Annotated in this window: 14 protein-coding genes; 3 read left to right on the top strand and 11 right to left on the bottom strand. The window is 73.2% G+C overall.

Going from position 1 to position 16,978, the window contains the following annotated elements:
* Positions 1-102: 102 nt before the first annotated feature.
* A complete protein-coding gene (locus ABD990_RS01350; protein WP_345377761.1) occupies positions 103-1,533 on the bottom strand; it encodes a maltokinase N-terminal cap-like domain-containing protein in 1,431 nt (476 codons plus the stop codon).
* On the bottom strand, positions 1,530-3,269 hold the full coding sequence (treS, locus tag ABD990_RS01345; RefSeq protein ID WP_345377760.1) for a maltose alpha-D-glucosyltransferase: 1,740 nt from the start codon (positions 3,267-3,269) through the stop codon (positions 1,530-1,532). The genes ABD990_RS01350 and treS overlap by 4 nt, the downstream gene beginning before the upstream one ends.
* 138 nt (positions 3,270-3,407) lie before the next feature.
* Between treS and ABD990_RS01340 the strand changes: the two genes are divergently transcribed.
* Positions 3,408-4,934 carry a class I adenylate-forming enzyme family protein gene (locus ABD990_RS01340; RefSeq protein ID WP_345378006.1) on the top strand — a complete coding sequence of 509 codons (1,527 nt, stop codon included), beginning with the start codon at positions 3,408-3,410 and terminating at the stop codon, positions 4,932-4,934.
* Positions 4,935-4,937: 3 nt separating this feature from the next.
* On the opposite strand, the gene ABD990_RS01335 is transcribed toward ABD990_RS01340, so the two are convergent.
* The 4 genes from ABD990_RS01335 to ABD990_RS01320 all read right to left on the bottom strand — a co-directional run bounded on the left by ABD990_RS01335 (position 4,938) and on the right by ABD990_RS01320 (position 8,878).
* Positions 4,938-5,594 carry a GOLPH3/VPS74 family protein gene (locus tag ABD990_RS01335; RefSeq protein ID WP_345377759.1) on the bottom strand — a complete coding sequence of 219 codons (657 nt, stop codon included), beginning with the start codon at positions 5,592-5,594 and terminating at the stop codon, positions 4,938-4,940.
* 26 nt (positions 5,595-5,620) lie between these two features.
* Positions 5,621-5,842 (bottom strand): type II toxin-antitoxin system antitoxin, encoded by a 222-nt coding sequence (locus tag ABD990_RS01330; RefSeq protein WP_345377758.1) that lies wholly within the window; start codon positions 5,840-5,842, stop codon positions 5,621-5,623.
* A gap of 5 nt (positions 5,843-5,847) precedes the next feature.
* A complete protein-coding gene (locus ABD990_RS01325; protein ID WP_345378004.1) occupies positions 5,848-6,726 on the bottom strand; it encodes an SPFH domain-containing protein in 879 nt (292 codons plus the stop codon).
* Between the two features lie 178 nt (positions 6,727-6,904).
* The gene (locus tag ABD990_RS01320; RefSeq protein ID WP_345377757.1) at positions 6,905-8,878 is read right to left on the bottom strand and encodes an alpha-1,4-glucan--maltose-1-phosphate maltosyltransferase; all 1,974 of its coding nucleotides are present in this window, start codon (positions 8,876-8,878) and stop codon (positions 6,905-6,907) included.
* Between the two features lie 690 nt (positions 8,879-9,568).
* On the opposite strand from ABD990_RS01320, the gene glgP reads away from it, so the two are divergent.
* A complete protein-coding gene (glgP, locus tag ABD990_RS01315; protein WP_345377756.1) occupies positions 9,569-12,127 on the top strand; it encodes an alpha-glucan family phosphorylase in 2,559 nt (852 codons plus the stop codon).
* A gap of 112 nt (positions 12,128-12,239) precedes the next feature.
* Positions 12,240-12,677, top strand: a complete 438-nt coding sequence (locus tag ABD990_RS01310) for an SgcJ/EcaC family oxidoreductase (protein ID WP_345377755.1) — start codon at positions 12,240-12,242, stop codon at positions 12,675-12,677.
* 95 nt (positions 12,678-12,772) lie between these two features.
* On the opposite strand, the gene ABD990_RS01305 is transcribed toward ABD990_RS01310, so the two are convergent.
* From ABD990_RS01305 to ABD990_RS01285, 5 genes are all read right to left on the bottom strand, one after another.
* Positions 12,773-12,994: an FmdB family zinc ribbon protein gene (locus ABD990_RS01305; RefSeq protein WP_345377754.1), complete on the bottom strand. Its 222-nt coding sequence runs from the start codon at positions 12,992-12,994 to the stop codon at positions 12,773-12,775.
* A 196-nt stretch (positions 12,995-13,190) separates the two neighbouring features.
* Positions 13,191-13,556: a PadR family transcriptional regulator gene (locus tag ABD990_RS01300; RefSeq protein WP_345377753.1), complete on the bottom strand. Its 366-nt coding sequence runs from the start codon at positions 13,554-13,556 to the stop codon at positions 13,191-13,193.
* A gap of 374 nt (positions 13,557-13,930) precedes the next feature.
* A complete protein-coding gene (locus ABD990_RS01295) occupies positions 13,931-14,905 on the bottom strand; it encodes a ParA family protein (protein WP_345377752.1) in 975 nt (324 codons plus the stop codon).
* 180 nt (positions 14,906-15,085) lie between these two features.
* Complete coding sequence (locus tag ABD990_RS01290) at positions 15,086-16,771, bottom strand: hypothetical protein (RefSeq protein ID WP_345377751.1); 1,686 nt, start codon at positions 16,769-16,771, stop codon at positions 15,086-15,088.
* Positions 16,764-16,961, bottom strand: coding sequence for a hypothetical protein (locus tag ABD990_RS01285; protein ID WP_345377750.1), 198 nt, complete (start codon positions 16,959-16,961; stop codon positions 16,764-16,766). The genes ABD990_RS01290 and ABD990_RS01285 overlap by 8 nt, the downstream gene beginning before the upstream one ends.
* Between the last annotated feature and the right edge of the window lie 17 nt (positions 16,962-16,978).

The raw sequence follows: 16,978 nt of genomic DNA, 5'->3' as shown, positions 1-16,978 counted from the left end.
GGACGGTCGGGACGCGCCCACTGTGGTCCGCCGAACGGGTTGTGGCTCTTGGCTAAACCTCGTCCGGCCCGCTTTCGGGCGGCCCGGGAACGATCTCGTCCCCTAGAGCGAGATGTGCGGGTCCGACTCCGGGTCGGCGGTGTCCACGCCCTTCTCCTGCGCCTCCTCGACCAGCCGGGCGATCGAGGTGAGCGGGATGGTGGCCCAGCTCGGACGGGAGCGGGTCTCGTAGACGACCTCGTAGACCGCCTTGTCCAGCTCGTAGGCCCGCAGCACCGCGGCCTCCGCGCGCGGGTCCCGGCCGGCGGCGAACGCGTAGCCGTCGCAGAACGCGGAGCGGTTGCGCACGGCCCACTCGTCGGCACGGTGGAAGAGCTGCTGCTGCTCGTGCTCGTCGGTGTCGGCCTGGGTGACCTGGTGGTAGACGGCGTAGTCGAAGGACCGCAGCATGCCGGCGACGTCCCGCAGCGGGGAGTCCATCCGGGTCCGCTCGGTCAGCGGCGCCGACGGCTCGCCCTCGAAGTCGATCAGCAGCCAGCCGCGCGGGGTGCGCAGCGTCTGCCCGAGATGCAGGTCGCCGTGCACCCGCTGGGTGGGGATCTCGCCGGTCAGCGCGTCGTACACGGCGCGGATGCCGTCGACGTGCCCGCCCAGCGCCGGCACCTGTGCCGCGGCCTCGGTGAGCCGGGCGGTCAGCGCGGCCCGCAGCTCGTCGGCCGCCCGGGTGCTCGTGCCCAGGGCCTCGGCCAGCTCCTTGTGCACGACGGCGACGGTCTCGCCGAGCCGCCGCGCCTCGCCGGCGAAGTCGCCGCCGACCTCGTTGGCGTACAGGTCGCCCTCGGCGAAGAGGTCCCGGACGCTGGTCAGGGCCATCGCCCAGCCCTCGGCCGAGTTGGACTTGAAGTCCTGCAGCATGCCGAGCGTGGCCGGTTCGGTGCTCCCGTCGAGCGGGAGCGTGCCCTCGATCGCGCCCTGCAGGGACGCCACCTGCTCGCTGCCCACCGACCGCAGCGCGCGGTGCAGCTCCAGGTCCGGGTTCAGCCCGGGCGCGACCCGGCGGAACAGCTTGAAGATGCTCCGGTCCCCGTAGGCGACCGAGGTGTTCGACTGCTCCACCCCGAGGATGCGCCCGGGGACCCCGACGGGGATGTCGGCGCCGGGCTCGGGCACGAACCGGACGTCGCCGTAGGTGCGGCCCTCCCGGATCGCGTCGAGCAGGAAGGCGGTCGCCTCGTGGTCCCACATCGCGTCGTAGGCGATCCGGTCGCCCACCGTGCCGATCGTGGCGTACTCCAGGTCCGGCGCCGGCTGGTGCCGCCGCCCGACCAGCAGCTGGTAGTGCTCGGGCGCGCTCGCGTCGGCGAAGGCGACGCGCACCAGGCACAGGTCGAGGAGCAGCTCCCCCTCGTCGATCAGCCCGGTCGCGCCGGCGACGGCGACGTTCTCGACCGGCCTGCCCTTCGCCGGGAACCAGCGCTGGCGCGCCAGGTAGTCGGGCAGGTGGGTGGGGAGCTCCTCGGCGAGCGCCGTCATGCGGTGTCCTCCGCGGGCTTGATCGCGAACCAGTAGAACCCGTGGCCCGGCAGGGTCAGCAGGAACGGCAGCTGGCCGATCCGCGGGAAGGGCACCCCACCGGTGAGCTCCCACGGCACGTGCCCCTCCCAGGCCGAGAGGTCGAGCTCGACCGGCTGCGGGAACCGGCTCATGTTGTTCACGCACAGGACGGTGTCCTCCCCGTCCGTGCGGGTGTACGCCAGCACGGACGGGTTGGACCCGCCGAGCTCGTGGAAGTCGCCGAGGCCGAAGGCGTGGTGGCGCTTCCGGATCTCGATCATGTGCCGGGTCCAGTGCAGCAGCGACGTCGACGAGTTCGACTGCGCCTCGACGTTGACCGCCTGGTAGCCGTACACCGGGTCCATGATGATCGGCAGGTAGAGCCGGCCCGGGTCGCACATCGAGAACCCGGCGTTGCGGTCCGGGGTCCACTGCATCGGGCTGCGGACCGCGTCCCGGTCGCCGAGCCAGATGTTGTCGCCCATGCCGATCTCGTCGCCGTAGTAGAGGACGGGGGAGCCGGGCAGCGAGAGCAGCAGCGCCGTGAACAGCTCGAGCTGGTTGCGGTCGTTCTCCAGCAGCGGGGCGAGCCGGCGGCGGATGCCGATGTTCGCCTTCATCCGCGGGTCCTTGGCGTACTCCGCGTACATGTAGTCGCGTTCCTCGTCGCTGACCATCTCGAGCGTGAGCTCGTCGTGGTTGCGCAGGAAGATGCCCCACTGCGCGTTGGACGGGATCGCGGGCGTCTGGGCCAGGATCTCGGAGATCGGGAAGCGGTTCTCGCGGCGGACCGCCATGAAGATGCGCGGCATCAGCGGGAAGTGGAACGCCATGTGGCACTCGTCGCCGCCGACGGCCGGGTCGCCGAAGTACTCCACGACGTCCGACGGCCACTGGTTGGCCTCGGCGAGCATGACCCGGCCCGGGTACTCGTCGTCCATCACCTTGCGGCAGCGCTTGAGGAACGCGTGCGTCTCGGTGAGGTTCTCGCAGTTCGTGCCCTCGCGCTCGTAGAGGTAGGGCACGGCGTCGAGCCGGAAGCCGTCGATCCCGAGGTCCAGCCAGAACCGCAGGACGTCGATCATCGCCTCCTGCACGGCCGGGTTGTCGTAGTTCAGGTCCGGCTGGTGGGAGAAGAAGCGGTGCCAGTAGAACTGCCCGCGGACCGGGTCGTAGGTCCAGTTCGAGGACTCGGTGTCGACGAAGATGATCCGCGCCTCGGGGTAGCGGGTGTCGTCGTCCGACCAGACGTAGAAGTCGCCGTACGGGCCCTCGGGGTCCCGCCGCGAGGCCTCGAACCAGGGGTGCTGGTCCGAGGTGTGGTTCATGACGAGGTCGGTGATCACCCGGATGCCGCGCTTGTGCGCCTCGTCGAGGAGCACGACGAAGTCGTCGACGGTGCCGAACTCCGGCAGCACCGCGCGGAAGTCCCGGATGTCGTACCCGCCGTCCCGCAGCGGCGAGTCGTAGAAGGGTGGGAGCCAGAGGCAGTCCACCCCGAGCCAATGGAGGTAGTCCAGCTTCTCGGTGAGCCCGCGCAGGTCGCCGAAGCCGTCCCGGTTCGAGTCGGCGAACGCCCGGACGAGGACCTCGTAGAACACGGCGGTCTTGAACCACTCCGAGTCCACCTCGAGGGCGCGCGCGTGTGCGTAGTCCTCGGCACCGGGCTCGTTGACGACGACCTCGCCGCTGTCCGTCTCGACCGTCTCACTCATCGGTTGCGGACTCTATCCGGGCCGGCCCGGTTTCTCAGGTCGGAGCGCGCCGCGACCGCCGGGCCGTCCGGCCCTGGTCGTGTCGGGCGCGAGGGCGCGAGCGTCGCGGCCGTCCGCGACGAGAGGGATGTGATCGCGATGTTCGTCGACCTGGCCGTCCGGGACTTCCTCGACCGGGCCGAGCTCGTCTACCCCGACCGGGTCGGGATCGTCGACGAGCCCCGGCAGCCCGCGCCGTCCTGGGGAGCGGTGACCTACCGGGACGTGGCGCGGCTGGCCCGCGCCCAGGCGGCCGGACTCGACGGGCTCGGTGTGCCGGCCGGCGGCCGCGTGGCGATCGTGTCCCAGAACGCGGCGCGGCTGCTGGTCTCCTTCTTCGGGGTGTCCGGGTGGGGCCGCGTCCTGGTCCCGGTCAACTTCCGGCTCACCGCGCCCGAGGTGGACCACATCGTCCGCGACAGCGGGACCGAGGTCCTGCTCCTCGACCCCGAGCTCGCACACCTGCGGGAGGCGACGACCGCGAAGCACGTCCTGGTCCTCGGCGAGGACGACGACACGATCTTCGACCGCGCCCACGAGCCGATCGAGCACCCGATCGCGGAGTCGGCGACCGCGACGCTCAACTACACCTCGGGCACCACCGCGCGCCCGAAGGGCGTGCAGCTCACCCACCGCAACCTGTGGCTCAACGCCGTCGTCTTCGGGCTGCACCTCGCCCTGACCGACGACGACGTCCTGCTGCACACGCTGCCGATGTTCCACGCCAACGGGTGGGGCCTGCCGTACGCGCTGACCGGCGTCGGCGGCCGGCACGTGGTGCTCCGCAAGGTCGACGGCGCGGAGATCCTCCACCGGATCGACCGGCACGGGGTGACCCTGCTGTGCGGCGCGCCCGCCGTCGTCTCCGCGGTCCTGGACGCGGCGTCGGCGTGGGACGGCCCCGTGCCCGGGCGGGGCCGGGTCCGGGTGGTCGTGGCCGGGGCGCCGCCGCCGACCCGGTTGATCGAGCGGACGGACGAGGAGCTGGGCTGGGAGTTCGTCCAGATCTACGGGCTCACCGAGACCTCCCCGCTGCTGACCGTGAACCGGATGCGGGCGGAGTGGCGCGACCTCGACCCGCTGCGCCGGGCCCGCCGGCTCGGCCGGGCCGGGGCCCCGGCGTTGGGCGTCCGGCTCCGGGTCGCCGACGACGGCGAGGTGCTCACCCGGACCAACCACAACCTCGACGGCTACTGGGACAAGCCGGAGGAGACGGCGCGCGCCCTCGCGGGTGGCTGGTTCCACACCGGCGACGGCGGCAGCCTCGCCGACGGCTACCTCACGATCTCCGACCGGAAGAAGGACGTGATCGTCAGCGGGGGCGAGAACGTGTCCTCCATCGAGGTCGAGGACGCCCTCACCGCGCACCCCGCGGTACGCGAGGCGGCGGTCATCGGCATCCCCGACGACACGTGGGGCGAGCTCGTCACCGCGATCGTGGTCCTCGAGGACGACACGGCCACTGCCGACGACCTCGTGGCCCACTGCCGGGAGCGGCTGGCCGGGTTCAAGTGCCCGAGGCGCGTGGAGTTCACGGACGCGCTCCCGCGCACGGCCACGGGGAAGATCGAGAAGTACGCCCTGCGCGAGCCCTTCTGGAAGGGCCGGGAGAAGCGGGTCAACTGATCCTCACCCGCCGCCGGACGACGCGGCGACGGTGGCGGCTCGGCTCGCGTCGACCACCTTGCGCAGGACCTTCGGGACGGGGCCGGTGCGGGCGGTGAGGGCGTCGATGCGGTCCCGGCGCCGCTTCCCGTCGGCCCGGCTCACGACCGTGCGGAGGCGGGCGGCGGCGGCCAGGGCGACGGCGGCCGCGTCGGCCTCGGCCACCTCCTCGGGCCGGGTGCCGTGCAGGGCCGCCCGGGCGGAGTCGGCGAGCCTCCGGACCGCCCGGGTGTCCCGCACCGTCACGCTGTGGCCGGGGAAGATCCCGAGGACACGGTGCGGTTCGACGCGCAGCCAGCGGGCCGCCGCGAGCCGGTCGCGCACCAGGCCGGGGGCGTGCCGGGCGCGGCGCCGCACCCAGTGCTGCCAGGACCGCGGACGGGTGTCCCCGGCGACCTCCTCGAGCACCTGCGCGAGCAGCGGGTCCGCGGGCGGCGTCGCGCGCGGGACGGCGACGGCCTTGCCGCCCTCGTCGCGCAGCGCCCCGGCCGCGAGCAGCTCGGTCAGGGCCGCGGCACGGAGCAGGCAGCCGCGCTCGCCGGAGCCGGTGAACCGCTTCCGCTGCGGGTCGTAACCCAGCAGGTAGAGCCGCTCCGGCAGGGAGATCGGGGTGGTCGGCACGGGGTCTCCTCCGGGGTCGATGGGGCTCAGTCGTCCGGCCCGGGCTCGCGCTCCTCCCGGCGGGGTCGCCCGGGCCGGCGCATCGGCGCGGCGCCGCCCGGCAGCCGGCCGGCGTCCGCCAACGCCCGGCGGAGCAGGAACTCGATCTGGGCGTTGGTGCTGCGCAGCTCGTCGTCGGCCCAGCGGACGAGCGCGTCGTGCACGGCCGGGTCGAGGCGCAGCAGGATCTTCTTGCGCTCGGCGGGCATCCGGCTCAGGAGTAGAGCGAGCCCGTGTTGACGACGGGCTGGGTGTCGCGGTCGCCGCAGAGCACCACCAGCAGGTTGCTGACCATGCTGGCCTTGCGCTCCTCGTCGAGGTCCACCACGTCCTGCTCGCTGAGCCGGTCGAGGGCCTGCTTGACCATGCCCACCGCGCCGTCGACGATCTTCTCCCGCGCCGCGACGACGGCACCGGCCTGCTGGCGGCGCAGCATCGCCTGGGCGATCTCCGGGGCGTAGGAGAGCCGGGTGATGCGGGACTCGATCACGGCGACGCCGGCCGACTCGACCCGCGCCGCGATCTCCGTGGACAGCCGCCCGGTGATCTCGTCGGCGTTGTCGCGCAGGGACAGGCCGGGCGCGCCCTGGTTGTCGTACGGGTAGCTGGTCGCGATGTGCCGGACCGCGGTCTCGGACTGGATGGCGACGAACTCGACGAAGTCGTCGACCTCGAAGCTCGCCTTCGCGGTGTCCCGGACCTGCCAGACGACCACCGCGGCGATCTCGATCGGGTTCCCGTCGGCGTCGTTGACCTTGGCCAGCTCGGTCTCGTGGTTGCGGATGCGGGTGGAGATCTTGCGCCGCTGCGTGAACGGGTTGAGCCAGCGGAAGCCGCTGGTGCGGATCGTGCCGAGGTAGCGGCCGAACAGCTGCACCACGCGCGCCTCGCCCGGCGCGACGGCGGTGAGGCCACCGGCCAGGACGAGGCCGATGACGAGTGCCGTGGCACCCAGCCCGGTGGCGAGCGGGCCGAGCACGGCGGTCAGGGCCAGCAGGGCGATGCCGCCGAGGACGAGCACCACCACCACGGCGAGCATGCCGAAGCCGCCGGCCCCGGTGAGCGGGCGCTCCTCGACGCGCGGCTGCGGCATGTCGGGGAGGTCGGGGGCGGGGAGGACGGGCGGGGCGGCGGGGGAGTCGGACACGGCGGGCTCCTTTCGTGACATGCTCACCATAGCAAAGTGATATCACGTTTCGCCACGAGTTCCCGAGAACGCGACGACGCCGGCCCCGCGGAGCGGAACCGGCGTCGTCGAGGAGGAGGTGGGGTCAGCCCCGGTGCACGCGCAGGATGTGCGCGACGTTCTCCAGCGGCTGCAGTCGCACGTAGTTGCGCTCCTGCCAGCGGAAGATGTCCCCGGTGATCTCGTCCGTGACCGTGAACTGGTCCTGCCAGTCCAGGCCCAGCTCGGGCATGTCGAGCCGGACGAACCCCTCGCGCATCTCGTGCGAGTCGAGCGTGACGACCACGATCACCGTGTCGCCGGTGCCCGGGTCCCGCTTCGAGTAGACGAGCAGGTCGGGGTTGTCCACCTCGTGGAAGTGGATCTCGCGCAGCTGCTGCAGCGCCGGGTGCGCGCGGCGGATCTCGTTGAGCCGGCCGAGGAAGGGCTCGAGCGAGCGGCCCTCGTTGAGCGCGGCCTGGAAGTCCCGCGGGCGCAGCTCGTACTTCTCCGAGTCGAGGTACTCCTCGCTGCCCGGCTTGACCGGGGTGCCCTCGAACAGCTCGAAGCCGGAGTACACGCCCCAGGTCGGGGACATGGTCGCGGCCAGGACTGCGCGGATGGCGAACATCGCCGGGCCGCCGGTCTGCAGCGACTCGTGGAGGATGTCCGGGGTGTTCACGAAGAGGTTGGGCCTGCACTCGTCCGCGCGCTCGGCGTGCATGAGCGCGAACTCGGCCAGCTCCTCCTTCTCCGTGCGCCAGGTGAAGTAGGTGTAGCTCTGGGTGAAGCCCAGCCGCGCGAGCCCGAACAGCCGGGCCGGGCGGGTGAACGCCTCGGCCAGGAACAGCACGTCGGGGTAGCGCGCCTTGACCTGCCAGATCAGCCAGTGCCAGAAGTTCGGCGGCTTGGTGTGCGGGTTGTCCACCCGGAAGATCCGGACCCCGTGCTCGACCCAGTGCAGCACGACCCGCAGCGCCTCGGCGTAGAGCCCGGCCGGGTCGTTGTCGAAGTTGATCGGGTAGATGTCCTGGTACTTCTTCGGCGGGTTCTCCGCGTAGGCGATCGACCCGTCCGGCCGCACCGTGAACCACTCCGGGTGGGCCTCGACCCACGGATGGTCCGGCGCGCACTGCAGCGCGAAGTCGAGCGCGACCTCCATGCCGAGGTCCTTGGCGCGGGCGACGAAGGAGTCGAAGTCGTCGATCGTGCCGAGCTCGGGGTCGATCGCGTCGTGCCCGCCGTCCTTGCTGCCGATGGCCCACGGGGAGCCGACGTCCCCCGGCTCGGCGTGCACGGAGTTGTTGCGGCCCTTGCGGTGCACCGTGCCGACGGGGTGGATCGGCGGGAGGTACACGACGTCGAAGCCCATGGCCGCGATCCGGTCGAGCTCCTTGGCCGCGGTGACGAACGAGCCGTGCACGGCCCGGCCGGTCTCGTCCCGCCCCCCGGTGGAGCGGGGGAAGAACTCGTACCAGGAACCGAACAGCGCCCGCTCGCGGTCGACGTAGACCTGCTGGGTGCGGCCGCGGGTGATCAGCTCGCGCACCGGCCGCTCGGTCATGATCGCGTGCACGGCCGGGAACAGCGCCGGGGCCACGCGGGCGTGCAGCGGCAGCGCGGTGTCGCGGAGGGCGTTCGCGGCGCCGAAGAGGAGGTCGCGGTTGGCGCGCTCGCTGGGGCGGCGGCCCACGCGCTGCAGCAGCCGAGCGCCGGTCTCCAAGTCGTTGGCCAGCTCGTCCGCGCTCTGGTTCGCCCTCAGCTTGGCCTCGACGGCGTGCCGCCAGGTGGCCCACGGGTCGCTCCAGGCGTCCACCCGGAAGGTCCACAGCCCGGGCTCGTCCGGCACCACGGTGGCGACGAAGCGGTCCGTGCCGACCCCGTCCGGCAGCATCCGCACGTGCTCGGCCTGCGCGGTGGCGCCGAGCCGCTTCCAGACCACGTTGGCGGCGACGGCGTCGTGCCCCTCGCGCCAGACGGTGGCGCGGACCGGGATCACCTCGCCGACCACGGCCTTGCTGGGATGACGGCCGTCGCCCACCGCGGGACTGACGTCATCGATCCCCAGCCGACCCGTCATCGACGTCCACCCCCGCAGTTCGTTGGTCGGATTCGCACGCGGACGCCCGGCATCGCGTGCGTCACAACCGTACCTACCCCGTCCACCGCTGCGCGTAACGGGACCGGGCGTGGCGACACAGGTTCACATGCTCTTCACCGACCCGTCGCGACCGCCCGGCGAGCGCCCGTCGGTGAGCGGTCGGCGCGGCTGCGCTGCGTGTCCGGCCGCTGGTGCGTCGGGGTGCATGATCACCCGTTCGAGGAGCTCCGCGAGCCGCTCACGCTCCACCCGATCGAGCGCCCGGGTCAGCGGTGCGGCGGCGGCGAGCCGGGCCCCGACGCGGGCGAGCACGGCCTCGGCAGGTGCCCGGTGCCGCGGTCAGGGCGCGCTGCTCGCCGGCCCAGCCGGGGCAGGACCCAGCGCCGGCAGGTCCAGCCGAGGTGGCGGCGGAGAACGCGAGCGCCTCCGGCGACGCGTCGTTCTCCTTCGTCGACGCGACGGAGGAGGACGTCGCCGGATACCGGAGCGCCCAGCCGGTGCTCGCGGCACTGCCGGCCTTCGCCGAGAACCGGGTCCACCGCTGGGTCCGGAGTCCTTCCGGCACGACCGGTTCAGTGCCGCGCCGGTGCTCGACCGACTGGATCAGCAGGCCACCTGACCTGGAGCTGGATCGGTCACCGAACCGATCCCGTACTACTGTGCGGCCCCGTGAGAGCCCTCCGCCGCTTCACCGTCCGTGCCCAGCTGCCCGAGCGGCTGGCCCCGCTGCAGACCCTGGCGACCAATCTGCGGTGGAGCTGGCACCCGGCCACCCGCGAGCTGTTCGCCTCGCTCGACCCCGCGGCGTGGGAGCGCGCGGGGGAGGACCCGGTCCGGCTGCTGGGCGAGATCCCGACCGCCCGGCTGACCGAGCTGGCCGAGGACGCGGACCTCGTCGGCACCGTCGCCGGGCTCGCCGCCGACCTGGAGCGGTACCTCGGCGAGGACCGCTGGTACCAGGGCGAGGAGGGGCTCGGGCGGGCGGGGAGACCGGACGCGATCGCCTACTTCTCCATGGAGTTCGGCGTGTCCGAGGTGCTGCCGAACTACTCGGGCGGCCTGGGCGTGCTGGCCGGCGACCACCTCAAGGCGGCGTCGGACCTCGGGGTGCCGTTGATCGGCGTCGGGCTGCTCTACCAGTCCGGGTACTTCCGCCAGTCGCTCTCGCTCGACGGCTGGCAGCTCGAGCACTACCCGGTCCTCGACCCGCAGGGCCTGCCGCTGCAGCTGCTCACGGACGCCGACGGGGCGCCGGTGATCGTCGAGGTCGCCATGCCCGAGGGCCGGACGCTGGCCGCGCGCGTGTGGCAGGCGGCCGTCGGCCGGGTCCCGCTGCTGCTGCTCGACGCCGACATCGAGGCCAACGACGCCGACCTGCGGACCGTCACCGACCGGCTCTACGGCGGCGACCAGGACCACCGCATCAAGCAGGAGATCCTGATCGGCGTCGGCGGCGTCCGGGCGGTGCGGGCCTACTGCGCCGCGACCGGCCACCCGGAGCCGGAGGTCTTCCACACCAACGAGGGCCACGCCGGTTTCCTCGGCCTCGAGCGCATCCGCGAGCTGCGGTCCGCGAAGGGCCTGGACTTCGACCAGGCGCTCTCCGCGGTGCGGGCCGGCACGGTCTTCACCACGCACACGCCGGTGCCCGCGGGCATCGACCGCTTCCCCGTCGACCTGGTGCGCCGCTACCTCACGGACGCGCTGCTGCCCGGCCTGCCGACCGACCGGCTGCTCGCGATGGGCGCCGAGGACGACCCGGCCATGTTCAACATGGCGCACATGGGGCTGCGGCTCGCGCAGCGCGCCAACGGCGTCTCGAAGCTGCACGGCGAGGTCTCGCGCGGCATGTTCGGCGGCCTCTGGCGCGGGTTCGACGCCGAGGAGGTGCCGATCGGCTCGGTCACCAACGGCGTGCACGGGCACACCTGGGAGTCCCCGGACGTGGCCGCCCTGATCGGCGAGCCCGGGCCTGCGTCCGGGATCGGCTCCGCACGCTCCGCCGCCGCCCTCGACCACGTCGGCGACGCCGAGCTGTGGGGCCTGCGCAACGCCCTGCGCGCCCGGCTGGTCGACGAGGTCCGCCGCCGCGTCCGGGCCGCCTGGCTGGAGCGCGGCGCGTCGACCCCCGAGCTGGGCTGGACCGACCACGTCTTCGACCCGGACGTGCTCACCGTCGGCTTCGCCCGCCGGGTGCCGACCTACAAGCGGCTCACCCTGATGCTGCGCGACCCGAGCCGGCTGCGCGACCTGCTGCTCGACCCGCACCGGCCGGTGCAGCTGATCGTCGCGGGCAAGTCCCACCCGGCCGACGACGGCGGCAAGGCGCTCATCCAGCAGATCGTCCGGTTCGCCGACGACCCGGCCGTGCGGCACCGCATCGTGTTCCTGCCGGACTACGACATGTCGATGGCCCGCTACCTGTACTGGGGCTGCGACGTCTGGTTGAACAACCCGCTGCGCCCGCTGGAGGCCTGCGGCACGTCCGGGATGAAGTCGGCGCTCAACGGCGGGCTCAACCTCTCCATCCGGGACGGCTGGTGGGACGAGCTCTACGACGGCCGGAACGGCTGGGCCATCCCGACCGCGGACGGCATCGACGACCCGCACAAGCGCGACGACCTCGAGGCCCAGGCGCTCTACGAGCTGCTCGCCACCCAGGTCGCGCCCGCCTTCTACGAGCGCGACGCCGGGGTGCCGCCGAAGTGGACCGCCCTGGTCCGGCACACCTTGGAGACCTTGCGCCCGCAGGTGCAGGCGACCCGGATGGTGCGCGAGTACGTCGAGAACTGGTACGCGCCCGCCGCCGAGGCCGCCCGGACCGTCACGGCCTCGGACTTCGGCGGGGCGAAGGAGATCGCGTCCTACCGGGAGAAGCTGAACACCGCGTGGACGAAGGTCCAGGTCACGGGGGTCGACGCGTCCGGGCTGCCGGACACCCCGGTCGTCGGGGCACCGATGACCGTGCGCGCGGCCGTCGACCTCGGTGGCCTCTCGCCGGACGACGTGACCGTCGAGACGATCGTCGGCCGGGTGGACGAGGCGGACGAGCTCGACGACACAGTACGGGTCGCGATGAAGCACGTGGGCGCCACGGACGGCGCTGACCGGTTCGAGGCCGTGGTCCCGCTGCCGCACGCGGGGCTCGCGGGCTACACGGTCCGGGTCCTCCCGCAGCACCCGCTGCTGGCCTCGCCCGCCGAGCTGGGCAAGATCGTCCTGGCCTAGCCGCTTCCCCTGCACGAACGGCACTCTCGCTCATACCTAGTGAGCGAGGGTGCCGTTCGTGCATGTGGGAAGGTCTTGACCTCGAGTCGGGTCGAGGTCCGAGGGTGTCGTCATGACTTCCGTGACCACCGCTCCGACGGTCTCCGACGACGCCGACCACTCCGCCGACCTGGCCGCGCTCCGGCAGGTGATCGCGGACGTCGAGACGGGGCTGAACACCAACGACGCCGAGCTGATGACCCGACACTTCGCCGCCGACGCCGTGGCGGTCGGCGTGAACGGAAGGGCGACCGCCGGCCTCGACGCGCTGCGCGAGGTGCACACGCAGGCCGTGCGCGGGTTCCTGAAGGACCAGTACGCCCGCTACGAGATCGACGACGTCACGTTCGTGCGCCCGGACGTCGCGCTCGTGCGCAAGCTGGCCCGCGCCGTGGACGCCGAGGGCACGCCGATCGACCTCGACCACACGATGTCGGCGCTGTACGTGCTCGTGCGGGAGCAGGGGCGGTGGTGGATCGTGGCGCGGCAGAACACGCTGATCCCGCGGTGAGCCCGCGCTGATCTCGCGGTGCAATGAGGCCGGTGTGGGCGCGGTGGGTGGGCGTCGGACGGCCGTGGTCGACGCCGCGCGGGGCGGCGCCGCGGTCAGCCGCAGCCGCAGGCCCCGCCGCAGCAGCCGCCTCCGCCGCCCATCGGGGCCATGGCCGGGGCGGCGCCGGCGCGCCCGCCGAGCGAGACGGTCGAGAGCAGCTTGACGGTGTCGCTGTGACCGTGCGGGCAGTCGGCGGGATCCGAGGCCGCGGCCATGGGGCGGTCGACCTCGAAGGTCGTGGTGCACTCGCGGCAGCGGAACTCGTAACGCGGCATGGTCGGAAGATTACGCCGCGGAGGGGGCGGTGGTCACCGGGCGCGTCGGGCCGACGTCGGCGCGGTCGGCCGACGTCCAAGATCCACGGCCCGGCAGCAGGACGCTCGATCTGGACGCTCCGCTTCCGAACGGTGGATCACCGCCTCGGGAGTCGGGCGGGTCCTCGCGGGTGGTGCGTCAGGACCCCGGGCCGGGTCAGGAGTCGGGGCGCCCCACGACGCGGTCGACGCCGTGCGCGAAGGCCGCCCACTCGCGACGACGGGAGGCCAGGATGCGCTCGCCGAGCGGGGTGAGCCGGTAGTTGCGCCGGGCGGGACCCAGCGTGATCAGCCGGTCGTTCTTCAGCCGGTGCAGCCGGTGGTAGGTGCCCTGCAGCGAGGGCTGGAACACGCCGTCGCTGCGCTCGCGGAGCATCCGGTGCACCACGCGCCCGTTCTCCGGCCGGTCCTCGACGACGGCGAGGATCAACAGGTCCAGCTGTCGGGCGTCGCGGAGCCGCACCTCGCCGTAGCGGGGGCGTGGGGTGCGGGCCTTCCGCACCGCGGGTTCGGTGTGCTCCACCGTGCGGGTGCGGCGCGGCTCCGCGCGGCCGTTGAGCTCCTGGGGGGACGTTCCGCTCCGGCGGGGCGGGAATCGGCCGTTCGTCCGGCCCGGCTCCCGGTCGACGGGGCGCTCGGTCCTGTCGTCGGTGGCAATCTCGTCGCTCCTCGTCTCGTCGGTGGCGGTGTCCCTACCGGTGTTCGGCGTGTCCCGCGTGTCCGGCGTGTCGGTGGTGTCGGGCGTGCTGTCGTCGTCGGGCGTGCTGTCCGGTCGTGGCGCGGTCGTTGGTTGCTCCGCGCGATCGCCGCTGGGAGCGGACCTGCGCCGGCGTCGCGCGGGACGCAGGCCGGCGGCTGCGGCTCCGAAGGCCGAGGACAGGTCCCGAACCGGGCGGCTCACGCCCGGGCCTTCCGCCGTGCGCCGGCGCGCGGCCGTCGCCCCTTCTCGCTCTTCTCCGCGTCCTCGGCGGCCTGCAGGGCGGTGAGCACCTCGATGCCGAGGGCGCGGTAGTCGCCGGCGACGCTCGCGGCCGTCGCCGACACCCGCCGGGTACGGCTGCCCGAACGCAGCTCCTCCCACCACGCGGGCTGAGCGGCGGCCTCCACCTCCAGCTCGTGGGCGAGCTTGCCGAGGCGCCGCGCGTCCTGCGCGGTGCGCTCCGCGTGCCGGATCGTCGTCTCGAACCGGGGCGAGGAGCCGCCGAACGCCTCGTCGATCGCCGCGAGGGCCTCACCCTGGACGGCGCGGGCCCGGGTCCCCGTCGCGAACAGCACCACCCCGAGCAACCCGAGCCGCGAGTTGATCTCCCGGGCGAGGGTGAACCGCTCGGCGACCAGCGTCATCCCGAGGAGCCCGCCGAGATCGGACTTCGTGGGCATCAGGACCCAGCGCGCCGAGGCCAGCGCGAGGTCGGTGAGGATCGTCGACTCCGGCGGGCAGTCGACGAACACCACCTCGTAGTCGGCGGCCACGGGCGCGAGGACGTCGCCCAGCACGCGGAACGCCTCGCGGCCGTGGTGCTGCAGCCGGGAGACCATGATCGGGGTCAGGTCCTCGAGGCGGGCCCCGCCGCACACGACGTCGAGCTGCGGGCGGACGTCCTCCGCCGGCCGCAGCGGCGTCCCCGAGATGACCGAGCCGAGCAGCCCTGCACCCTCGTCGTCGATGTCGGTGCCGCGGTAGCCCAGGTCGTCGGCCAGGTTGGCCTGGCGGTTGAGGTCGACCAGCAGGGTGCGGTAGCCCGCGCCGGCGAACTGCCCGCCCAGGTTCGCCGCGATCGACGTCTTCCCGACCCCGCCCTTGTCGTTGACGATCGCGATCACGCGGCTGAGCGCGAACCCCCGCTCACGGTCACTCGTGCGCCTGGCCACGGACCACCTCCGCACTCGTCTGCGGCGGGCGGCGTCGCCCGCTCGGGGTGAAGCGTGCTGCGCACGTACCCGAGCGGGCGGACCGACACACCCTTTCGCGCGGACGACCTCCACCCCGACCAGCGATGGTGCGCCGCCCTCGCCGAAGCGGCTCCGCCGAGTAGCCCAACCGAGGCGGTCTCAGCTCCCGCCGTCCGCACCGCGCCCGCGCCGTCGCGCCGAACGCTCCTGCCCGCTACGGCGCACCGACGAGCCGCCGCGGGCGGTCCGGGACGCACGGGCCCCGCGGTCCGACGCCACCCGCTCGCGCTCCGAGCGCGCCGGGCGGGCGCGGTGGACCAGGAGGTCGCGGAGCTCGTCCTCGGACGGGCTGCCGCGGTCGACCGCGCCGTCCCCGTCGTCGGAGTCCTCCTCGGGAGCCTCGCCGTTCCCCGTGCCACCGGTCGATCCCGCACGGGCCGCCGCCCCGTCCTGGTCCGTGTCGGTGTCATCCGTGTCGGTGGTGTCCTCCACGGAGTCGTCCTCGGCCTCGTCGTCCTCGGCCTCGTCGTCGGCCTCGTCGGCGGAGTAGGCGTCCGCGGAGTCGTCCTCGTCGTCCTCGTCGTACTCCTCGTCGAGGTCCTCGGCCTCGGTCCCGGCCTCGTCGTCGGCCTCGTCATCGGCCTCGTCGTCGGCCTCGTCATCGGCCTCGTCGTCGGCCTCGTCATCGGCCTCGTCGTCGGCCTGGTCGGCGGCGTCCTCGGCGTAGTCGTCGTCGAGGTCCTCGGCCTCGTCGCCCTCCTCGTCGACGTCGCGATCCTCGAGGGCGGAGTCGTCCTCGTCCTCCTCGTCGGCCTCGTCGCTCGCGGACTCGTCGAGCCCGTCCTCGTCCTCGAGCTCGTCGGTGGTTTCGTCGTCCTCGTCGTCGAGCTCGTCCGTCTCGTCGGCGACCTCGTCGTCCTCGTCCTCGGCTTCGAGCTCGTCCGTCGCGTCGGCGACCTCGTCGTCCTCGTCCTCGAGCTCGTCCGTCTCGTCGGCGACCTCGTCGTCCTCGTCCTCGGCTTCGAGCTCGTCCGCCTCGTCCGCGGCCTCGTCGTCCTCGAGCTCGTCGGTGGCCTCGTCGTCCTCGTCCTCGAGCTCGTCGGCCTCGTCGGCGGCCTCGGCGTCGTACTCGTCCTCGTCGTCGGCGGGCTCGTCCGCCTCGTCGTCGGCGGGCTCGTCCGCCTCGTCGACGGCGGAGTCGTCGTACTCGTCCTCGTCGGACTCCTCGGTGTCCTCGTCCGCGAGCTCGCCGGGCTCCTCGTCCTCGTCGGAGGCGTCCCCGACCTCGCCCGCCGGCTCCTCGGACTCGTCGCCCTCGGTGTCGCCCTCGTCGGCCTCGTCCTCGTCGTAGTCGGCCTCGTCGACGTCGCCTTCGTCGCCTTCGTCGTCCTCGGCCTCGTCGTAGTCGCCCTCGTCGTCCTCGCCCTCGTCGTCGAGCGCGTCGGTGTCCTCGAGGTCCTCCTCGTCCTCCTCGGACTCCTCGGGCTCGTAGGCGTCCTCCTCGGACTCGTCGGCCGCCCCGGTGTCCTCGTCGGACTCCCCGGGCTCCTCCGCCTCCTCCGCCTCGTCGCCCTCGTCCGCGAGCTCGTCCGGCGAGACCTCGTCCTCCAGCTCGTCCGGGGTGACCTCGTCGTCGTCCCGGTCCTCCCCGCCGTCCTGCTCGGAGCCGGGGCCGGCCGCCCAGGCCTGCTCCTCGACGGCGGCGTCGCCCCCGCCCTGCAGGTCGGCGTCCACCTGCGCCTCGCCTGTCTCCTCGACCCGGATGCGCAGCGTCAGCTTCTTGTTGCCGAGCATGATGTAGCCGCTGATGTCGGCCAGGTCCGAGGACCGCGTCCCGTCAGCCATCGTGCCGCTCCGGCCCGCTCGTGTGCGGCACCCGCGCCGCCGCCAGCATCCCCAGCAACGCCGCGCCCACGCCCGCGACCGGCGACAGCCACGGCGGCCCGGGCCGCCGGTGGGCGAACAGGAGCCTTCCGGCCCCACCGACCAGTGCCCCGACCGCGAGCCCGCGGCCGAGGTGTCGTCCCGTCTTCACCACGAGTCCTCCTCCGC

It is taken from the genome of Pseudonocardia yuanmonensis, from assembly GCF_039542425.1.
GTDB classification, from domain to species: domain Bacteria; phylum Actinomycetota; class Actinomycetes; order Mycobacteriales; family Pseudonocardiaceae; genus Pseudonocardia; species Pseudonocardia yuanmonensis.
This window is presented reverse-complemented; position numbering and strand designations above follow the sequence as displayed.

What these genes read in the sequence shown, in the direction of transcription:
- ABD990_RS01340 (WP_345378006.1), top strand. Translation starts at nt 3,408, where the DNA reads ATGTTCGTCGACCTGGCCGTCCGGGACTTCCTCGACCGGGCCGAGCTC.
- ABD990_RS01325 (WP_345378004.1), bottom strand. Translation starts at nt 6,726, where the DNA reads ATGCCGCAGCCGCGCGTCGAGGAGCGCCCGCTCACCGGGGCCGGCGGC.
- ABD990_RS01290 (WP_345377751.1), bottom strand. Translation starts at nt 16,771, where the DNA reads ATGGCTGACGGGACGCGGTCCTCGGACCTGGCCGACATCAGCGGCTAC.
- ABD990_RS01330 (WP_345377758.1), bottom strand. Translation starts at nt 5,842, where the DNA reads ATGCCCGCCGAGCGCAAGAAGATCCTGCTGCGCCTCGACCCGGCCGTG.
- treS (WP_345377760.1), bottom strand. Translation starts at nt 3,269, where the DNA reads ATGAGTGAGACGGTCGAGACGGACAGCGGCGAGGTCGTCGTCAACGAG.
- ABD990_RS01305 (WP_345377754.1), bottom strand. Translation starts at nt 12,994, where the DNA reads ATGCCGCGTTACGAGTTCCGCTGCCGCGAGTGCACCACGACCTTCGAG.
- ABD990_RS01320 (WP_345377757.1), bottom strand. Translation starts at nt 8,878, where the DNA reads ATGACGGGTCGGCTGGGGATCGATGACGTCAGTCCCGCGGTGGGCGAC.
- ABD990_RS01350 (WP_345377761.1), bottom strand. Translation starts at nt 1,533, where the DNA reads ATGACGGCGCTCGCCGAGGAGCTCCCCACCCACCTGCCCGACTACCTG.
- ABD990_RS01310 (WP_345377755.1), top strand. Translation starts at nt 12,240, where the DNA reads ATGACTTCCGTGACCACCGCTCCGACGGTCTCCGACGACGCCGACCAC.